Here is a 17416-nt window from a genome sequence, read left to right on the forward strand (position 1 = left end):
CCACTCTGACGAGTGGCTTTTTATTTAAACAGAATCGCTTTCGCCGTTTTGAGGGTTCAGATGCGAAAGGCCACTCTTTTTCCGGTCGGAAGTTCCACATCAAGACTGAGTTTTCCGCCCATTGCTTCGACATAGCGTTTCAGCGTGGCAACCTTAATCTCATTTCCGCGTTGCTCAATCTGAGCAACGGCAGGCTGACGCACGCCCATGGCCTCGGCGAGCGTCTTTTGTGATAACTGAAGCTCTTCGCGAATCATCTGAAGCCCGACTTCCAGAGTCATTTCATCAGACATTTTTTTGATTCGCGCCTGACTCTCAGGGGAGAAGTCGGCGATAACATCATCCAGGGTTCTCATTAATTATTTCCCTTCTCCTGTTCAGCCAGCCAGGCTGAAAATTCATCGTCAGCGATGCGTATCATTCGGATATAAAAACGTTTGTCATGACTCTTATCTCCGGCACATAACACAATAGCCTGGCGGACAGGGTCAAATGCATAAAATGCCCGGATTGGCTTTCCTGAAAACTGTACGCGGAGTTCTTTCATATTCCTGTACTGCGAGCCCTTGAGAGTATCAGCATAAGGGCGAGGCAAATCAGGGCCGTATACTTTTAACTTTCCCAGATCCGCTAACATTTTTTCCTGCAGGGCTTCTTCCTGCTCACTTAGCCAGCTTTCAAAGCGCGGGCTCAGGAGTACGGTCCACATGACATACTTCCTTGTATATATTCCGTCATACAGGGTACAGATTATAAGCTACAGCTTATAAATTCAAGCCAGAGAACACGCATGACGGCTGATTTAAGCATTAAAAAAGCCCGCTTTCGCGGGCCAGGAGCAGCACATCTCTGCTGTTACAGGAGTCCTGCAGGTTCTTTGCGGGATGATCCGTGGCTGAGGAGAGTGGGGTGGAAATCGACCCGTGCCGCCATACTTAAGTAGTTACACCTCTTCCGACGCTTCGCGCATCATCTCATCGTGCGGAACATCATCCAGAATCTGTTCAAAGCTGCGCAGACGCTTATAGATCGACATCAGTTCGATCAGCGTCGACCAGGAGGCGATCAGATACTGGAACGAGCCGCGCACCTGATCAAACACGTTGGTGATCTGGTTGAGTAAGCCCAGCGTGATGGTGCCCGCCACAATGGATGGAAACAGCAGGAACAGACCAAACACGTTATCAACCTGCAGATAGAGAATGCGGGTGATGTTGAAGTAGAGATAGTGAAAGTAGAGACGGAAGTAGTTAACCCGCACCCGACTGAACAACTCCTGAACCGTCTGCGGTGTGGCACGATCGGCATTGTCTTCGCCGTAGACCAGCTCTTTACGGTAGGCGGCTTCAACCCGCTGATTGCGGAACTCCAGCCCCGGCAGCTTAATCCCGACCAGCGCCAGCAAGCCAGTACCAAACACTGACCAGAGCACAGCGGCAATCACCAGTGCGTAAGGAATGTTGCCGAGGATGGGAATATCTTTCACGTGATGGGAGAGCGCGACCAGCACCGGTAAAAACGCCACCAGCGTCATAATTGCCTGAATAAAACTGACACCCCAGTTTTCCAGCGTGGTCGCAAACCGCATGGTGTCTTCCTGCACACGCTGTGCGGCACCTTCGACATGACGCAGACGCTGCCAGTTGTGCATGTAGTAGTTATTCATGGCGCTACGCCAGCGGAAAACCCAGTGGCTGATAAAGAAGGAGTTGAGTACGCCAATCACCACCGCGATTAATGCGATGCCGAGAAAAGAGAAAACCTCATGGTAAAACTCCGCAATCTGCACCGATCCCGCTTTGGTTAACGCTTTCTGAATCAGATCATAAAACGGTCCATACCAGGCGTTAATGGCCACTCCGACCTGCACGCCAAACCAGGTCACAAAGATGATCAGCGCGGAGCCCCAGACTGACCAGCGTTGCCATGGATGCGCATCAATCAACCGCCAGACCCCGGCAAAAATGGCTACCATGATCCAGTAATAGAGGTAGAACCAGAGCTGACTCACGGCGATAAAACGCGCTGCCGTCGTCGGCAGGGGCTGTTTCATTGCTGTTTCAAAGGTGGGCCAGATGCCGGGCAGATGCGCGGCAAAGCCGAACCAGGCAAAAATCGCTACTAAGCTCCAGACAGCCGCAGAGCTGAAAAACAGCGCTGGCCGCGGAAAAAAAGACTTAAACATAGGCACTCCGCTGTTGTGTGTTGCCTGTTATAACGTTTTTGACGGGTCGCTGTCTGTAGTCTGTTGTTTCTGCTAATGACAGGAGGGGGATAGATGTTAATGAAATTGTGCGGTTTTGTTTCCTGGAACTAAATCTTTGTGAATGGCAGTGTTACAATAGGTTGTTTGTTACCGGTAACAAACAGGCTCCTGGCCTGTATCTGCTGATAAAAACCATTACAACGCAACCACCTATTTTTTTCATACCGCCGGTCAGCGCGGGAATGAGGCAATGTCATGTCAGAACAAAAAAAGGGTCATTCACGCAGGGATTTTTTGCTGAAGACAATCACCCTGGCGCCTGCAATGGCGGTAGGTTCCACAGCGATGGGTGCACTCTCCCTGCCGCTGGCCACACAGGCGGCTGAAACCCCGGCCACGCCACAGCAGGCGCGCGACTACCAGCCGAACTGGTTCACCGCCGAAGAGTTTGCTTTTATTACCGCCGCCGTGGCACGGCTTATCCCCAGCGATGAACGCGGGCCTGGTGCGCTGGAAGCGGGCGTGCCTGAGTTTATCGATCGTCAGATGAATACGCCGTATGCCACGGGGTCGAACTGGTATATGCAGGGGCCGTTTAACCCCGACCTGCCGAAAGAGCTGGGCTATCAGCTGCCGCTGGTGCCACAGCAGATCTACCGCCTCGGTCTGGCCGATGCCGATAATTACAGCAAAAAGCAGCACGGCAAGGTGTTCGCCCAGCTCAGTGGCGAGCAGCAGGATGCCTTACTGCAGGCGATGGAAAATGGCAGTGCTGAATTCAGCCAGCTGCCGGCAAAAGTCTTCTTTAGTTTCCTGTTGCAGAATACCCGTGAAGGCTTCTTCAGCGATCCTATACACGGCGGGAATCAGGGCATGGTCGGCTGGAAGCTGATTAACTTCCCTGGCGCACGCGCCGACTTTATGGACTGGGTAGAGCGCGGCGAACGTTATCCGTTCCCGTCAGTGTCGATTCGCGGGGAGAGAAGCTAAGCATGGCAAACGAAATGAAAAAAGTGGATGCGGTGATTGTCGGCTTCGGCTGGGCGGGTGCCATTATGGCGAAAGAGCTGACCGAAGCGGGCCTGAACGTGCTGGCGCTGGAGCGCGGACCGCATCGTGATACCTATCCCGATGGCTCTTATCCGCAGTCCATTGATGAGCTGACCTATAACGTCCGCAAAAAGCTTTTCCAGGATCTCTCCAAAAGCACCGTGACCATTCGTCATGATGCGTCGCAGACCGCAGTGCCCTATCGTCAGCTGGCGGCATTTCTGCCCGGTACCGGTACCGGTGGCGCGGGTCTTCACTGGTCCGGCGTCCATTTCCGTGTCGATCCGGTTGAGTTGCGGATGCGCAGCCATTACGAAGAGCGCTACGGCAAGAACTTCATCCCGGAAGGCATGACGATTCAGGATTTTGGCGTCAGCTACGATGAGCTGGAGCCGTTCTTCGACAAAGCGGAAAAGGTTTTTGGCACCTCAGGCAGCGCCTGGAGTATCAAAGGCAAAGTGGTCGGCAAAGATACAGGCGGCAACCCGTTTGCGCCCGATCGCTCAGATAACTTCCCGCTGCCCGCGCAGAAGCGCACTTACTCGGCGCAGCTGTTTGCTCAGGCGGCAGAGTCGGTCGGCTATCACCCTTACGATCTGCCGTCCGCCAATACCTCGGGTCCGTATACCAACACCTACGGCGCACAGATGGGGCCGTGCAACTTCTGCGGTTACTGCAGCGGCTACGCCTGCTACATGTATTCCAAGGCGTCGCCTAACGTCAATATCCTGCCTGCGCTGCGTCAGGAGCCGAAGTTTGAGCTGCGCAATAACTCTTATGTGCTGCGGGTCAATCTCAGCGATGACAAAACGCGTGCGACCGGCGTGACCTATGTGGATGGGCAGGGCCGCGAGCAGATTCAGCCCGCTGACCTGGTGATCCTCTCCGCCTTCCAGTTCCACAATGTTCACCTGATGCTGCTGTCGGGCATCGGCAAACCCTACAACCCGATTACCAACGAAGGGACCGTGGGCCGTAACTTCGCCTATCAGAACCTCTCTACGCTGAAGGCACTGTTTGATAAGAACACCACCACTAATCCGTTTATCGGTGCGGGTGGCGCAGGCGTTGCGGTTGATGATTTCAACGCGGATAACTTCGACCACGGGCCGCTGGGCTTTGTTGGTGGTTCGCCATTCTGGGTTAACCAGGCGGGCACCAAACCGATCTCCGGCCTGCCGGTGCCGGCGGGTACGCCTAACTGGGGCAGCAAATGGAAAGCGGCGGTGGCGGATACCTACACCCATCATCTGTCGATGGATGCGCACGGCGCCCACCAGTCTTATCGCGCCAACTACCTTGATCTCGATCCCAACTACAAAGATGCCTATGGACAGCCGCTGCTGCGCATGACCTTTGACTGGCAGGAGAACGACATCAAAATGGCGCAGTTCATGGTCGGTAAGATGCGCAATATCGCGGAAGCGATGAATCCGAAGATGATCATCGGCGGCGCGAAAAAGCCGGGCACCCATTTCGACTCTACGGTTTATCAGACTACCCACATCAGTGGCGGGGCGATCATGGGTGACGATCCAAAAACCAGTGCGGTTAACCGTTATCTGCAAAGCTGGGACGTACCGAATGTGTTTGTACCGGGCGCATCAGCTTTCCCGCAGGGACTGGGCTACAACCCGACCGGCATGGTGGCGGCGCTGACCTACTGGTCAGCTAAAGCGATTCGCGAACACTACCTGAAAAATCCAGGCCCACTGGTGCAGGCATAAGGATATGGCGATGAAAAATGGCATTCTGGCTCTGATTCTTGGCTCCCTGACGTTCGCCGCCCTGGCGGAGAGCAGCCAGGACGACCTGGTTAAACGGGGTGAGTATCTGGCGCGAGCCGGTGACTGTGTGGCCTGCCACACCAGCAAAGGCGGCGCGGCGTTTGCCGGTGGTCTGCCGATGGCAACACCGATTGGCACCATCTACTCCACCAACATTACGCCCGATCCCGCGACTGGCATTGGCGAATACAGCTACGACGACTTCCAGAAAGCGGTGCGTCAGGGCGTGGCGAAAAATGGCGATACGCTCTATCCGGCGATGCCATATCCCTCTTACGCCGTGGTCAGCGATGAAGACATGAAGGCGCTTTACGCCTACTTCATGCATGGCGTCGCGCCGGTCGGGCAGCCAAACCGGGAGAGCGACATTCCCTGGCCGCTATCGATGCGCTGGCCGCTGGCGATCTGGCGCGGAATTTTTGCGCCCGACGTGAAAGCGTTCCAGCCTGCAGCCCAGGAAGATCCGGTGCTGGCACGTGGTCGCTATCTGGTAGAAGGACTGGGTCACTGCGGGGCCTGTCACACGCCGCGCAGCATCACGATGCAGGAGAAGGCGCTGACCAACAATGAGGGCAGCGACTATCTGGCGGGCAGCAGCGCACCGATTGATGGCTGGACCGCCAGCAACCTGCGTGGCGACAACCGCGATGGACTGGGTCGCTGGAGCGAAGAGGACCTGCGTCAGTTCCTGCGTTATGGCCGCAACGATCAGACCGCTGCTTTTGGTGGCATGACCGACGTGGTGGAACACAGCCTGCAGCACCTGAGCGAGTCCGATATCACGGCGATTGCGCGCTATCTGAAGTCGCTGGGCGCGAAAGATCCCCATCAGGCAGCCTTCAGCGTCGATGACGCCACCGCCAAAGCGTTGTGGAAAGGTGACGACAGTGCGACGGGGGCAGCCACCTACGTCGACAGCTGTGCGGCGTGCCATAAAACCGATGGCAGCGGCTATAAACGTTTCTATCCGGCGCTGCGCGGTAATCCGGTAGTACTGGCGGACGATCCGACCTCACTGATTCATATCGTGCTGGTGGGCGGAGAGTTGCCTGGCGTTAATGGCGCGCCGTCGACCATTACCATGCCAGCATTTGGCTGGCGTCTTGACGATCAGCAGGTGGCGGACGTGGTGAACTTCGTGCGTAACAGCTGGGGCAACAAGGCGTCGGAGCCGGTCAGCGCGAAACAGGTCGCTGAGCTGCGTAAAGATGAGAAAGATCGGCTGGGCAGTGCAGATATCCGGGTACTGGAAGGCAAATAATCGGCAGTAAAAAAGGCCGTCATCATCAGGATGACGGCCTTTTCTTTTAGATATTCTCCAGATCGATACCGCGCGTTTTCGGCCCATAAATCCCTACCGACAGCATCACCATCACCATGCTCAGCACGATAAAGGTAATCACGCCTGGCGTACCGGCATACTGCAGGATCACCCCAATCAAAATACTGCTGAATACCGTAGAGAGACGGCTGAAGGAGTAGCAGAAGCCGACCGCCCGCGCACGAATATGGGTCGGGAAAATCTCGGTCTGATAGGCGTGGAAGCTGAAGGTCAGCCAGGCGTTGGACCAGGTGATCAGGAAGCCGCAGAGAATCAGCAATACCGGCTGCGTCTGGAAGGCGAACAACGTGCCGAACACCACCGTCATCAGCGACGACAGGACAATCTGCCACTTATTTTCCAGCTTATCGGCGTAGCGGCTACAGATCAGCGATCCCAGCGGATAGGCCAGCGTGATGAAGAAGGCATAAAGCAAACTGTGCGTCACCGTGGCACCGCGGCCTGACAGCAGCGCAGGCAGCCAGTTACCAAAGCCGAAAAAGCCGATCGCCTGGAAAAAATTCATCACCACCAGCATCAGGGTGCGCTTGCGGTAAGAGGGTGACCAGATCTCGCTGAAGCGCCCCCGTTTTGGCAGCTGCGCCGCGGCGTCGTCGGCTGAAAAAGCGGGTCCTGCCGGGATGCCGCAGCGTTGCTCCATCGTGGACAACACCTGATGCGCCTCCTGATGACGACCCTGCTGCGCCAGCCAGCGCGCCGACTCCGGCAGGTTCCTGCGCACCAGCCAGATCACCAGCGAGCAGACCGCGCCCGCAATGACCACCCAGCGCCAGCCTTCAAGGCTGAACAGCGTTTGCGGAATCAGCCACCACGACATCAGCGCCACGGCCGGCACCGATAAAAACTGCACGAAAAAGGAGAAGGCAAAGGCGCGGCTGCGCAGATGGGTCGGCACCCATTCCGACAGATAGGTGTCGATGGTCACCAGCTCGACGCCCAGCCCGATCCCTACCAGAAAGCGGAACAGAATAATCATCTCCGCGCTCTGCTGGAACGCCATCAGCAGCGAAAACAGTCCGTACCACAGCAGCGCACACATAAAGGTGAGACGGCGACCAAAGCGGTCAGCGTAGGGTGCCAGCAGGCTGGCACCAAAAAACAGACCGAGAAAAGTGGCTGAGGCGAAGGCCGCCTGATCGGAGAAGCCCAGCACGCCTGCCGCACCAGTGTGAAATACGCCCGCCGACAGCAGGCCGGTACTGATATAGCCGGTTTCAAACAGGTCATAAAGCTCAAAAAAGCCGCCCAGCGCCAGCAGCGTAATAAAGCGCCACAATCCGGCGGAGGAGGGCAGCGCATCAACCCGAGCGGCTAAGCTGTTACGGGCCGCCGATGAAGCGTGCATCGGCGGCAGGCTGGTGGAGGTGGTGGTCATGTCAGCGTGAACCTCAGGCAGTGTAGAGACGACTCGCAGCCGGTCGGAGGCTTATTAAAATAGTTAACCGTTAGCAAGCGAAGAAATAGCAGAATAGTCAATTCATCCGCCGTTGCCGAGAGGGTCGTTGCTGACTATTTAGCAACGTACATTGCAGGTTTTGCCATCCGTGGCACTGTGCTTTAAGGCAGCTTCGGCCAGACGCCTGGCCCGATCGGCAGACCCAGCAGATACCACACCAGCAGCAGCGCTATCCAGCTGATAAAGAACACCAGCGGATAGGGGAAGATCAGCACGTAATAGGTGCCGAGCTGCGCATCTTTCTGATAACGCTGCAAAAAGGCGAGAAACAGCGGCAGAAACGGCGACATCGGTGCCAGTGGCAGCACGGCGGAGTCGGCGATGCGGAAAATCATCTGGGCAAAGGCGGGATGGAAGCCGAGCAGCATAAACATCGGCACAAAGACCGGTGCCAGAATCGACCAGATGGCTGAGCCGCTGGCGATAAACATACAGAGAAACGCCGACAGGAACATCAGGCCGAGAAAAGCGGGCGCGCCGCTGACGCCTGCGCTCTCCAGCACATCGGTCAGCCCGATCGCCATGAATTTTCCCATGTTGCTCCAGTTGAAGAACGCCACGAACTGCGACAGCGGAAACACCATCACGATAAAACCCGCCATGCCCTTCATCGGATCGACCAGCAGCTGCGGGATATCATCCGGACGGCGGATCTGTCGGGTGACCACGCCATAAGCAATCGCCACCACAAAGAAAAACAGAATGATGATCGGCACAATGCCCTGAATAAAAGGCGAGGGAATAATGGCGCCGGTGGCGGGATTGCGCAGCGGTGCATTTTCCGGCACCACCAGCAGCGCCATCAGGGCGATAAACAGCAGCGCGGCGATCCCGGCAGCCCGCAGACCGCGGTTTTCAAGCGGCGTCAGCGCCGCCAGCTTCTCGCCGTTGCCCTGCCACTTTGGCAGTCGCGGCTCGACAAATTTATCGGTCAGCAGCGCGCCCACAATCGTCAGCACAATCACCGACGTGGCCATAAAGAACCAGTTATCGATCACGCTGACATGCACCGTGTCGCTGACCGCTTTAGCCGCTTCAGTGCTGATGCCCGAGAGCAGCACATCGGTGGTGACAATCAGCAGGTTGGCGGTAAAGCCGGAGGCCACACCGGCAATGGCGGCCAGCAGGCCCGCCACCGGATGACGGCCCACCGCCAGAAAGATAAGTGCGCCCAGCGGCGGCATCACTACCAGCGCGGCATCCGAGGAGATATGGCTGAAAAAGGCGATAAACAGCACCATGTAGCTGGCATAACGGCGGCTGACGCGTGACGCCATCTTCACCATCAGCGACTGGAGCAGGCCGACCTTTTCCGCCAGTCCGGCACCAATCACCAGCGCCAGAATCGATCCCAGCGGGGTAAAGCTGCTGAAATTTTTGATGATATTTGGCAGGATCCACTGAATGCCTGCGACGCTCAGCAGGTTATTCACCCGCACGATTTCGCCGTTGCTCGGGTTCTTCACCGCCAGATCCAGCGCGCTGATAATGGCGGTCGCCACCATCAGCACCACGATCAGATAGACAAACAGTAAAAACGGGTTGGGGACTTTATTCCCCACGCGCTCGATCCAGCTGAAGAGCCGGCCAGGACTGCGGTTCTCGGATGTTGCTTCCATGGTATTGGTTCTCGTCTTGTGTCCCTTTTATCGGCGGTAGCAAGGCCTGACGCCGGTCGCGTTGTGCGACAGGCGGTGAGTTCAGTTCCGGCACCGCTGAATCAGGGAAGTGTTTGCAATATTTTTTTATAGTGGTCCGTGTCAGAGACACGGCCGTTGGCTCATTCGGCCAGTTTTGTTGGTGTGATCCCCGCCGGGATCGGGCAGTGATAGGGCTGCGCGGCGCGTACCCGATCAAACTCGGCCCGGCAGCCAGCCAGCGCCTGCCGATCCGTTAACAGCGTTAGCACCGTGGCCGCCATCACTTTGCCCGCCAGAAACATCCCCTTATGCCCGATACTGGTGCGTCCCTGCGCCACCAGTTGCCAGGTGTGCAGCGGCGTGCCGAAGGTAAAGCAGGGCGCAAAACACTGTGCAGTCGGCGTCACCCAGCTGACATCGCCGACGTCGGTGGAGCCATAAAGCAGATCACGTGTGACCGCATAGGGCGCGACCTCATCCATAAACAGCTTGTCACCCAGTTTTTCAGCCCAGGCGTGACCGGCTTCACCACCGGTTCGGGCGGCATTGAGCCGGGCATTGCGCAGATCGTCATCAGTGAGCGTGGCACGCAGTTCAGCCGCAAACGCGCGTTCTTCGTCGCTGTAGTCGGGCAAACCAAACTGATGCAAATAACGCTCCATGACCGCTTCCAGCGCGCGATTCGGCACGTAATCCGAGCAGGCTTTGTCAAAACGTACGGTCAGCGTGGTGTCGGTCATCAGTGCTGCCCCCCTGGCGATATTGATCACCCGTTCATAAATCGCCTGCGCCTGTGGCAGTTCCGGGGCGCGGATCAGGTAGAGCACCTCCGCATCGGCCTGCACCACGTTCGGCGATACACCGCCGCTGTTGGTGATGGCGTAGTGCAGACGTGCCTCCTGAACGATATGCTCGCGCAGAAAGTTGGCCCCGGTATTCATCAGCGTGACGGCATCCAGGGCGCTTCGGCCCAGATGGGGAGAATTGGCCGCGTGCGCCGCAACCCCTTTGAAGCTGAACGCCGCCTGAATATTGGCGAGGGTGCGCAGATTGAACATGCCGCTGAACCCCTCCGGATGCCAGGTCACGGCGGCATCAACGTCGTCAAACAGCCCTTCGCGCACCATAAAAGTCTTGCCCGAACCGCCTTCTTCGCCAGGGCAGCCGTAAAAGCGCACCGTGCCACCCGTGTGATGCTGTTCCATCCAGGCTTTCACGGCGCAGGCCGCCGCAACACCCGCCGTGCCGAGCAGGTTGTGACCGCAGCCGTGTCCGTTGCCGTTGGCTTCCAGCGGTTGTGGCCGGGCGCAGCCCGCCTGCTGACTCAGGCCCGCCAGCGCATCGAACTCGCCAAGGATGGCAATCACCGGCTTGCCGCTGCCCGCACTGGCGATAAACGCCGTATCGATGCCACCCACGCCGCGTTCCACTCTGAATCCCTCTTCTGCCAGCGCATCAGAAAGCAGGGCTGACGAGCGGGTTTCGGCAAAGCGGGTCTCCGGTATGTCCCAGATGGCGTCACTGAGCGTGCTGAAACGAAGCTGATGACGAGCGATATAGTCGGCAATAAAGTCTTCCATCATCGTGAGCCCCCATACTGCGCCTGGTTCAGCGCCAGCGTCGCCAGCAGCGTGATGGCGTCCGGCATCACCCGCTCATCAAAGTCGAATTTCGCATTGTGGTGACCCGCCGCCAGCTCACAGCCAAAAATGACGTAAGAGGCCTGACCGCCGCGCTGCTTTACCCGTTCCATCATGTAGGTCGCATCTTCCGAACCCGCCGCCTGCGCTTTACGATCGACCACGGAGTTGAAGATACCGAGCGCGTCCGCCTGCTGATGGATGAAATCAACCCATGGCTGCGTCGGGGTACAGCTGCGCGCGGCCCCCATCAGCGAGACCCGCTGCTCAACGCCATACATCGCCGCCGCACCGGCAATCACCCGCAGCGCCTGCTGATAGATGTCGTCGTTGACCTGATTGGTCACGCCACGGGTTTCGACTTTCAGCAGGGCGCAGTCGGCTACCACGTTGCGGCCGGTTCCCGCCTGCAGCACGCCCACGTTGACCCGTGCCACGCCGCCGCTGTGCTGGGTTAAACCATGCAGCGCCAGCGTTGCCTGCGCGGCGGCCAGCAGGGCATTGCGCCCCTCTTCCGGGCGACCGCCCGCATGGGCACCGACGCCGGTAAAGTGAACATCCAGCTTGGTAGTGGCGAGGAAGCTGTCGCTGCCGCACACCACTTCGCCTGCCGGTACGCCGGTGCCGATATGAATCGCGGTGAAGCGATCAACGTCATCGACCACGCCCGCCGCCACCATCGCTTTTGCGCCGCGCACACCCTCTTCGGCGGGCTGGAAGATCAGTTTAATCGTACCGCTGAGCTGATCTTTCATCGCCATCAGCACCGAGGCGAGACCCAGCCCGATAGTGGTGTGGCCGTCATGCCCGCAGGCGTGCATCATGCCTGCGTTGCAGGAAGCGAACCCTTCACGTTGCGGCAGATGATCGTCAGCCTGGCTCTCGTTGAGATCCAGGGCATCCATATCGACGCGGAAGCCCATCACCGGGCCTGGACGGCCGGTCTCGAGCGTTGCCACGATGCCGCAGAATCCGCCGGAGAAGTGGCTGATCCACTGCGGCAGCGCGCCCTGTTGCAGCGCGCGCGCTTCCTGCTGCTTCAGCACCGCCTCGTCGGGCAAGCCCATCCGCGCGTCAGCGTCGATGACCTCACGGCCCAGCTTCAGTTGATAACCGAGCTTATGCAGCTCTTCAGCGACTAAGGTGGCGGTGCGGAACTCCAGCCAGCCCGATTCGGCATAGTGATGGAAGTCGCGACGCCACTGTTGCAGCTGTGGCAGCCGGGCGCTGACGTGGTCTGAAAGGGGGTTCATCGGCTCTCTCCTCGTTGTTGATTTTTTATGCACTGTTCCGAATCTACACAATGGTATTGACCGGCATAAGATGCGAATATCTTGTGACTGATAAACAACGGTTATCGCAAAATTATGTCTGCCAATCTCAAGCTCCATCAGCTGCGCGCCTTCGTTGACGTGGCGCGACAGGGCAGTATCCGGGCGGCAAGCCGTCTTTCCGGGCTGTCACAACCGGCGTTAACCAAAGCGATTCAGGAACTGGAGCGCGAGCTGGGGGCAAAGCTGTTTATCCGCCGTCAGCAGGGCGTGGTGTTAACCGATATCGGTGATAACTTTTTTCGGCATGCCAGCCTGGTGCTGGCGGAGTTGCGGGTCGCCGAAGAGGATATCCAGCAGCGGCTGGGACTGGGTGGCGGTCAGGTGAATATCGGCGTCGGTGGCAGCGTGGCGCGCACCATTATGCCGCAGGTGATTAACCAGTTTCATCGCGAATACCCGCTGGTGAAGGTGCGCATCGTCGAAGGCCAGCTGGTGTCGATGGTGCATGAACTGCGCCAGGGCGCGCTCGATTTCACCATTAATACCTACGATCAGAGCCATCTCGATCAGGAGCTGATGTATGAGCGGATGATGGAGCGCGAGTACAAGGTGGTGGTGCGCAAAGGCCATCCGCTGGAAAAGGCGCGTTCTCTGGCGGAGTTACAGCAGGCGGACTGGACGATGCCAACGCCTAAAGGCAGTTACTACCGCTTGTTGCACGATCTGTTTGGCGAGCGCGGCATGGCCCCGAAAATTGTGGTGACCTGTGAAACCTTTATGGCCTGCACCAGCCTGGTCGCGCAAAGCGATTTCATCAGTATTCTGTCGGTCGACGTCATTGACGACCCGATTCTGGGTCGGTCGCTGGTGGCGCTGACGCTCGACGAACCCCTGCCGAAAGCGATCTTCTATCTGATCCAGCGCAAAGACACGACGCTGACCCCAATGAGCAGTTATATGGCACAACTCTTTCGCCGTTATTGCCAGTAAAATCAGCGAGTAAAGTCGATCGTCTACACTGTTAAGGTACTGAAAAAAATCCACCCGACAAATATAGAGGTTACGATGCAAGTCAGTCCTTATCTGTTTCTCTATGGCCGTTGCGAAGAGGCTATCGACTTTTACCTGCAGGCGACCGGGGGAGAGTTGCTCTCTAAAATGAAATTCGGTGATATGCCGGATCAGGGTGAGCAGGTCGGCGATCAGTCTGCCGCGCCGCAGCCGCCAGAAAAGATCATGCATGCCCAGCTGCGTATTGGTGACGGTGAGCTGATGCTGAGCGATGGCAACACCGATCAGCCGCCAGCGTCTGAGCATGCCGGTTACGCGGTCAGTCTCTCAACTACCGATGTCGAAAAGGGTAAAGCCTGGTTTGAGAAACTGTCGGCAGGCGGTAAGGTGACAACTGAGTGGCAGGAGACGTTCTGGTCGAACGGATTCGCGATGTTCATTGATAAGTTCAACATTCCATGGCGCATCAACGTCGAGAAGCCGCAGGAATAATCGGGCCAGCCGGCGTCGCAATTTGCGGCGCCGTATTAATTAATGGCAACTGCCCGGATTAAAGCGCGGCGGCGCTATTCAGGCCGCCGCACGTAATCAGAAGTTATAACCCGCCACCAGGTAGTAACCCCAGCCAGTCGATTTCACTTCAAACGGTCCATTGCCGAAATTCTGTTCCTGACCATCCGCCCACTGTCCGCCGTTGTGGAAGTAACGCGCCACCGCAGAGAAGTGCCAGTGATCGTAACCCAGTGACAGAATGTGACTGGAGGCGATTGAGTTGCTGGTGCGTGATGAACCGCCTTTATCGCGGAGATCGGAACCCCAGTCGAAGTTGGTGAAGCCCACATAGCCCAGATTACCGCCCCACAGTGTGGTGATTGGCACGAAGTATTTCACTTTGAAGCGATAGCCATCCCAGCTGTTTTCATTCGCCGCACCGTAGTTTTCCCACTGATATTTGGCGTAGACGTTCAGCGACAGGCCGACATCGCTGTGCGTATCGATATCGGTGCCCAGACCCATATACCAGGTGTTCTGGCGGCTATCGCTGTTGCGGCCCATGTCGTAGATGTAGTTGTTAGCGAAATACCACTCTTTGAACGGACCAAACGCCAGGCTGGTGCCGGTCAGTTTGTCGATAGAGAAGCGCGGCTCAATCTCCATAAACATCGGTGAACCGTGATCAAAAATGCCGTTGGCGTTGCTGTTACCTGCGCCGAAGAAGTTGGTCAGGTCGAGGTAGCCATAAAAATCGAACCAGTCCTTCTTCGCGAACGCTTCATATTCCAGATAAACGTCGTTGTTAAACTGCGGTCCGAAACGGGTGTGGTAGCTGCCTACCACGTTAACGCTCTGATGCCACCAGTCGGAGACATACTGCGGATCGCTTTCAGCGGCCTGCGCAGCGCCACTCAATGAACATGCCAGCACGGCACCTGCTATCAACGTTTTAAATTTCATTATTATCAGCCACATGCTTTTGACCGCCGCACAGCAGACGCAGTCAGAGAGAAATCGGTCCCTTGATGGGAATGAGGGTTTCACAGCAAATAACAGCCAGTTCTTCAGCCCGCGTAGCGTGCCTGTAACAGATCGATAGAAAATAGATTTTGCTCACGTTTGTCAAAAAGTGTTGCATTACAATTCAGCTAAAATGTGATGCGCTTCACAATAATGACCAGGATCGAACGGAACCAGGCAACCGTTTACGTTGTCTGGTTCGTGATCAAACGGGCGGGATCAGGGAAGGGTGACGCGAACCTGCAAACCACAAATGGCACCCTGTGGCGTCAGGCAATTGGAAAGGGCGACGTGAATCTGATGCTTCTGTGCGACGTTGCGCACAATGGATAATCCCAGCCCGCTGCCCTGGGCTTTAACGTCAGGTGAACGGGTAAAACGGTCAAAGGCGCGTTCGATAAAGGATTCCGGCATGCCTGGCCCGTTATCGACAATATCGACCACTGTTTTACCTGCGACCCGATGCAGCAGCACATCGACCAGGCTGCCCTCCGGCGTGTGCAACATGGCGTTACCAATCAGATTGTCGAACAGGCTGCGCAGCTCGGAACGGCTGGCCTGCAGACGATACTGCGTGGAGCCATTAAAGCCGATATCGATGCCGCGTTTATCTGCCACTACCATCAGCTGCTCAATGCTCTCTTTCAGCAGATCGTCCAGTTCGATATGCTCGACGCTGGCGACCACGCTCTGGTCATCCTGACGCGAGACATTGAGTAACTGCGTGACCAGATGACGGGTGCGTGTGACGCCCGCTTCCAGCTGGCTGAACTGCCGGCTCGCTTCGCCTGGCTGGATGTGCTGACGCAGATTTTCCAGCTGCAAGGTCACCGCCGTTACCGGCGTGCGCAGCTCATGCGCCGCATCTTCCAGGAACTGACGCTGCGACGACCAGGCCTCACGCAGCTTACTCAGCAGCGAGTTGTAGGCGGCCACCAGCGGCAGGATCTCATCCGGCAAGCCTTCGGGTGAGACATTGTGCGGATGGTGCGTCTCCTGCGCGGCAATCTGACGCGAAGCGACCTGCAGATCCCGGGTGATCTTGCGCACCACCAGCCAGATCACCAGCAGTGAAAGCGGCATCATCAGGATCAACGGAATGATCGCTGACAGCGCCCGCTTGACCATCAATGCCTTCATGTAGCTGAGGTTGTGCATCACCTGGATAGTTTTTATCTCGCTGCCAGGTAAGCCGGGCCGGGTATAGATGCGCCATTCGCAGTCGTCGCACTGACCCACATGCACGTCGCGATAGCCCCGTTGATTTTGCAGCGGAGCCTGCAGCTCCGGCCATGAGCTGGCCCGTAACTGACCCCGATCGTCCCACAGTTGTACCACAAAGGCGCTCTTCGCCTTGTCAGGCGCAATAAGCATCGGCATCAGGGCGGGCATCTGTTTATTAGTGGACCAGGCATCAGCGATTTTTGCCAGCTGATCGTCCTTCATGGTGCCGACCATATCGCCGTAGCAGCTGAAGAAATACCAGGTGACGCCGCCGATCATCAGCAGATGAATAATCAGCAGCGTAGAGAGTAATTTGTTGCGTAATGAACGCATAAAGGTGAAGGGTTTCATATTGCCGGTACCCGCCAGCCCAGTCCGCGCACATTGCGGATCACGTCGTTATCCAGCTTGCGGCGCATCCCGTGGATCAGAACATCCACCGCGTTGCTGCTGACTTCATCGCCCCAGCCATAGATGCGATTTTCCAGCTGCTCGCGCGACAGAATAGCGCCTGGCCGCTCCAGCAGGGCGTAGAGCAGGGCATATTCGCGCGCCGTAAGCTGCTCGCGCTGTCCTTTGTAGAGCACTTCGCGGGTCATCATATCCAGCTGCACATCGCCGCTGCCCAGCACCGAGTCTGCTGCGCCGTGACTACGTCGGGTAATCGCGCGCATCCGGGCCATAACTTCCTGTAAATCGAACGGTTTAAGCAGGTAGTCGTCAGCGCCGCTGTCGAGTCCCTGAATCCGCTGCGCCACCGTGTCGCGTGCGGTAAGAATCAGCACCGGCGTGGCGTCGCCGCGCCCGCGCGCCCGGCGCAGTACCTGCAGGCCATCATCGCGCGGTAAGCCGAGATCGAGCAGCACGCAGCTGTAGCCGCCTTCGCTCCAGGCATTCTGGGCATAGATGCCATCACGCACCCAATCCACCGACCAGCCCGCGCCCTCCAGTGCCTGCTGCAGGTTCGCGCCGATCATTTCATCATCTTCAACCAGTAACACGCGCATGGCTGATCTCCTTCAGAAAGATGAGGGGAGTTTACTCACCAATTGTTAGGCCAGAATTATCCGCCGTCATACTTCGCGCTGTAGCGGCGTTGGCTGCTTTTGCTCACCCCAGTCACTGACTGATGTCAGTGACTGGGGACTCGCGCATTTGCCGCCTTGCCACAGCACGGATTATTTTGGCGGACTTCTGCCGTCATACTTCGCACTAAAGCCCCGCTGGCCGCGCGATCCCGCTTCCGTTTCAGCCGTTGCTAATTCTGCGCT

At 57.3% G+C, this 17416-nt stretch carries 15 protein-coding genes; 5 read left to right on the plus strand and 10 right to left on the minus strand.

Annotated elements, in window-relative coordinates; translation table 11 throughout:
• Positions 1–56 precede the first annotated feature (56 nt).
• From HFD95_RS12915 to sbmA, 3 genes are all read right to left on the minus strand, one after another.
• On the minus strand, positions 57–356 hold the full coding sequence (locus tag HFD95_RS12915; RefSeq protein ID WP_167430329.1) for a helix-turn-helix domain-containing protein: 300 nt from the start codon (positions 354–356) through the stop codon (positions 57–59).
• Positions 356–709 (minus strand): type II toxin-antitoxin system RelE/ParE family toxin, encoded by a 354-nt coding sequence (locus HFD95_RS12920; RefSeq protein ID WP_010672045.1) that lies wholly within the window; start codon positions 707–709, stop codon positions 356–358. Before HFD95_RS12920 ends, HFD95_RS12915 begins: the two co-directional genes overlap by 1 nt.
• 234 nt (positions 710–943) lie before the next feature.
• Positions 944–2185 (minus strand): peptide antibiotic transporter SbmA, encoded by a 1242-nt coding sequence (sbmA, locus tag HFD95_RS12925; protein ID WP_033770848.1) that lies wholly within the window; start codon positions 2183–2185, stop codon positions 944–946.
• A 276-nt stretch (positions 2186–2461) separates the two neighbouring features.
• On the opposite strand from sbmA, the gene HFD95_RS12930 reads away from it, so the two are divergent.
• From HFD95_RS12930 to HFD95_RS12940, 3 genes are read left to right on the plus strand one after another with little or no spacing between them, the layout of a single operon-like run.
• Positions 2462–3196 carry a gluconate 2-dehydrogenase subunit 3 family protein gene (locus HFD95_RS12930; RefSeq protein ID WP_010672043.1) on the plus strand — a complete coding sequence of 245 codons (735 nt, stop codon included), beginning with the start codon at positions 2462–2464 and terminating at the stop codon, positions 3194–3196.
• A 2-nt stretch (positions 3197–3198) separates the two neighbouring features.
• Positions 3199–4983, plus strand: coding sequence for a GMC family oxidoreductase (locus HFD95_RS12935; protein WP_010252112.1), 1785 nt, complete (start codon positions 3199–3201; stop codon positions 4981–4983).
• Between the two features lie 10 nt (positions 4984–4993).
• Entirely contained in the window at positions 4994–6304 is a 1311-nt protein-coding gene (locus tag HFD95_RS12940) for a cytochrome c (RefSeq protein ID WP_167430330.1), read from the plus strand.
• A gap of 46 nt (positions 6305–6350) precedes the next feature.
• On the opposite strand, the gene HFD95_RS12945 is transcribed toward HFD95_RS12940, so the two are convergent.
• The 4 genes from HFD95_RS12945 to HFD95_RS12960 all read right to left on the minus strand — a co-directional run bounded on the left by HFD95_RS12945 (position 6351) and on the right by HFD95_RS12960 (position 12374).
• Positions 6351–7760 (minus strand): MFS transporter, encoded by a 1410-nt coding sequence (locus tag HFD95_RS12945; protein WP_124889613.1) that lies wholly within the window; start codon positions 7758–7760, stop codon positions 6351–6353.
• Between the two features lie 182 nt (positions 7761–7942).
• The gene (abgT, locus tag HFD95_RS12950; protein ID WP_010252101.1) at positions 7943–9460 is read right to left on the minus strand and encodes a p-aminobenzoyl-glutamate transporter; all 1518 of its coding nucleotides are present in this window, start codon (positions 9458–9460) and stop codon (positions 7943–7945) included.
• A gap of 161 nt (positions 9461–9621) precedes the next feature.
• A complete protein-coding gene (locus tag HFD95_RS12955) occupies positions 9622–11064 on the minus strand; it encodes a M20 family metallopeptidase (protein ID WP_167430331.1) in 1443 nt (480 codons plus the stop codon).
• Positions 11061–12374: a M20 family metallo-hydrolase gene (locus tag HFD95_RS12960; protein WP_060681546.1), complete on the minus strand. Its 1314-nt coding sequence runs from the start codon at positions 12372–12374 to the stop codon at positions 11061–11063. The genes HFD95_RS12955 and HFD95_RS12960 overlap by 4 nt, the downstream gene beginning before the upstream one ends.
• Positions 12375–12488: 114 nt before the next feature.
• On the opposite strand from HFD95_RS12960, the gene HFD95_RS12965 reads away from it, so the two are divergent.
• The gene (locus HFD95_RS12965) at positions 12489–13385 is read left to right on the plus strand and encodes a LysR family transcriptional regulator (RefSeq protein WP_010252093.1); all 897 of its coding nucleotides are present in this window, start codon (positions 12489–12491) and stop codon (positions 13383–13385) included.
• Between the two features lie 75 nt (positions 13386–13460).
• Positions 13461–13898, plus strand: a complete 438-nt coding sequence (gene yjdN / locus HFD95_RS12970; protein WP_010252091.1) for a VOC family metalloprotein YjdN — start codon at positions 13461–13463, stop codon at positions 13896–13898.
• A gap of 96 nt (positions 13899–13994) precedes the next feature.
• Here the strand turns inward: yjdN and HFD95_RS12975 are convergent, their stop codons facing one another.
• From HFD95_RS12975 to HFD95_RS12985, 3 genes are all read right to left on the minus strand, one after another.
• Complete coding sequence (locus HFD95_RS12975; RefSeq protein ID WP_052271192.1) at positions 13995–14861, minus strand: nucleoside-specific channel-forming protein Tsx; 867 nt, start codon at positions 14859–14861, stop codon at positions 13995–13997.
• 279 nt (positions 14862–15140) lie between these two features.
• Positions 15141–16496, minus strand: a complete 1356-nt coding sequence (locus HFD95_RS12980) for a HAMP domain-containing sensor histidine kinase (protein WP_010252088.1) — start codon at positions 16494–16496, stop codon at positions 15141–15143.
• A complete protein-coding gene (locus HFD95_RS12985) occupies positions 16493–17152 on the minus strand; it encodes a response regulator (RefSeq protein WP_010252086.1) in 660 nt (219 codons plus the stop codon). The genes HFD95_RS12980 and HFD95_RS12985 overlap by 4 nt, the downstream gene beginning before the upstream one ends.
• Positions 17153–17416 lie beyond the last annotated feature (264 nt).

Source organism: Pantoea sp. EKM10T (assembly GCF_011800685.1).
Lineage (GTDB): Bacteria > Pseudomonadota > Gammaproteobacteria > Enterobacterales > Enterobacteriaceae > Pantoea > Pantoea agglomerans.

What these genes read in the sequence shown, in the direction of transcription:
- HFD95_RS12930 (WP_010672043.1), top strand. Translation starts at nt 2,462, where the DNA reads ATGTCAGAACAAAAAAAGGGTCATTCACGCAGGGATTTTTTGCTGAAG.
- sbmA (WP_033770848.1), bottom strand. Translation starts at nt 2,185, where the DNA reads ATGTTTAAGTCTTTTTTTCCGCGGCCAGCGCTGTTTTTCAGCTCTGCG.
- HFD95_RS12945 (WP_124889613.1), bottom strand. Translation starts at nt 7,760, where the DNA reads ATGACCACCACCTCCACCAGCCTGCCGCCGATGCACGCTTCATCGGCG.
- yjdN (WP_010252091.1), top strand. Translation starts at nt 13,461, where the DNA reads ATGCAAGTCAGTCCTTATCTGTTTCTCTATGGCCGTTGCGAAGAGGCT.
- HFD95_RS12955 (WP_167430331.1), bottom strand. Translation starts at nt 11,064, where the DNA reads ATGATGGAAGACTTTATTGCCGACTATATCGCTCGTCATCAGCTTCGT.
- HFD95_RS12915 (WP_167430329.1), bottom strand. Translation starts at nt 356, where the DNA reads ATGAGAACCCTGGATGATGTTATCGCCGACTTCTCCCCTGAGAGTCAG.
- HFD95_RS12920 (WP_010672045.1), bottom strand. Translation starts at nt 709, where the DNA reads ATGTGGACCGTACTCCTGAGCCCGCGCTTTGAAAGCTGGCTAAGTGAG.
- HFD95_RS12940 (WP_167430330.1), top strand. Translation starts at nt 4,994, where the DNA reads ATGAAAAATGGCATTCTGGCTCTGATTCTTGGCTCCCTGACGTTCGCC.
- HFD95_RS12980 (WP_010252088.1), bottom strand. Translation starts at nt 16,496, where the DNA reads ATGAAACCCTTCACCTTTATGCGTTCATTACGCAACAAATTACTCTCT.
- HFD95_RS12985 (WP_010252086.1), bottom strand. Translation starts at nt 17,152, where the DNA reads ATGCGCGTGTTACTGGTTGAAGATGATGAAATGATCGGCGCGAACCTG.
- HFD95_RS12960 (WP_060681546.1), bottom strand. Translation starts at nt 12,374, where the DNA reads ATGAACCCCCTTTCAGACCACGTCAGCGCCCGGCTGCCACAGCTGCAA.
- HFD95_RS12935 (WP_010252112.1), top strand. Translation starts at nt 3,199, where the DNA reads ATGGCAAACGAAATGAAAAAAGTGGATGCGGTGATTGTCGGCTTCGGC.
- abgT (WP_010252101.1), bottom strand. Translation starts at nt 9,460, where the DNA reads ATGGAAGCAACATCCGAGAACCGCAGTCCTGGCCGGCTCTTCAGCTGG.
- HFD95_RS12965 (WP_010252093.1), top strand. Translation starts at nt 12,489, where the DNA reads ATGTCTGCCAATCTCAAGCTCCATCAGCTGCGCGCCTTCGTTGACGTG.
- HFD95_RS12975 (WP_052271192.1), bottom strand. Translation starts at nt 14,861, where the DNA reads ATGAAATTTAAAACGTTGATAGCAGGTGCCGTGCTGGCATGTTCATTG.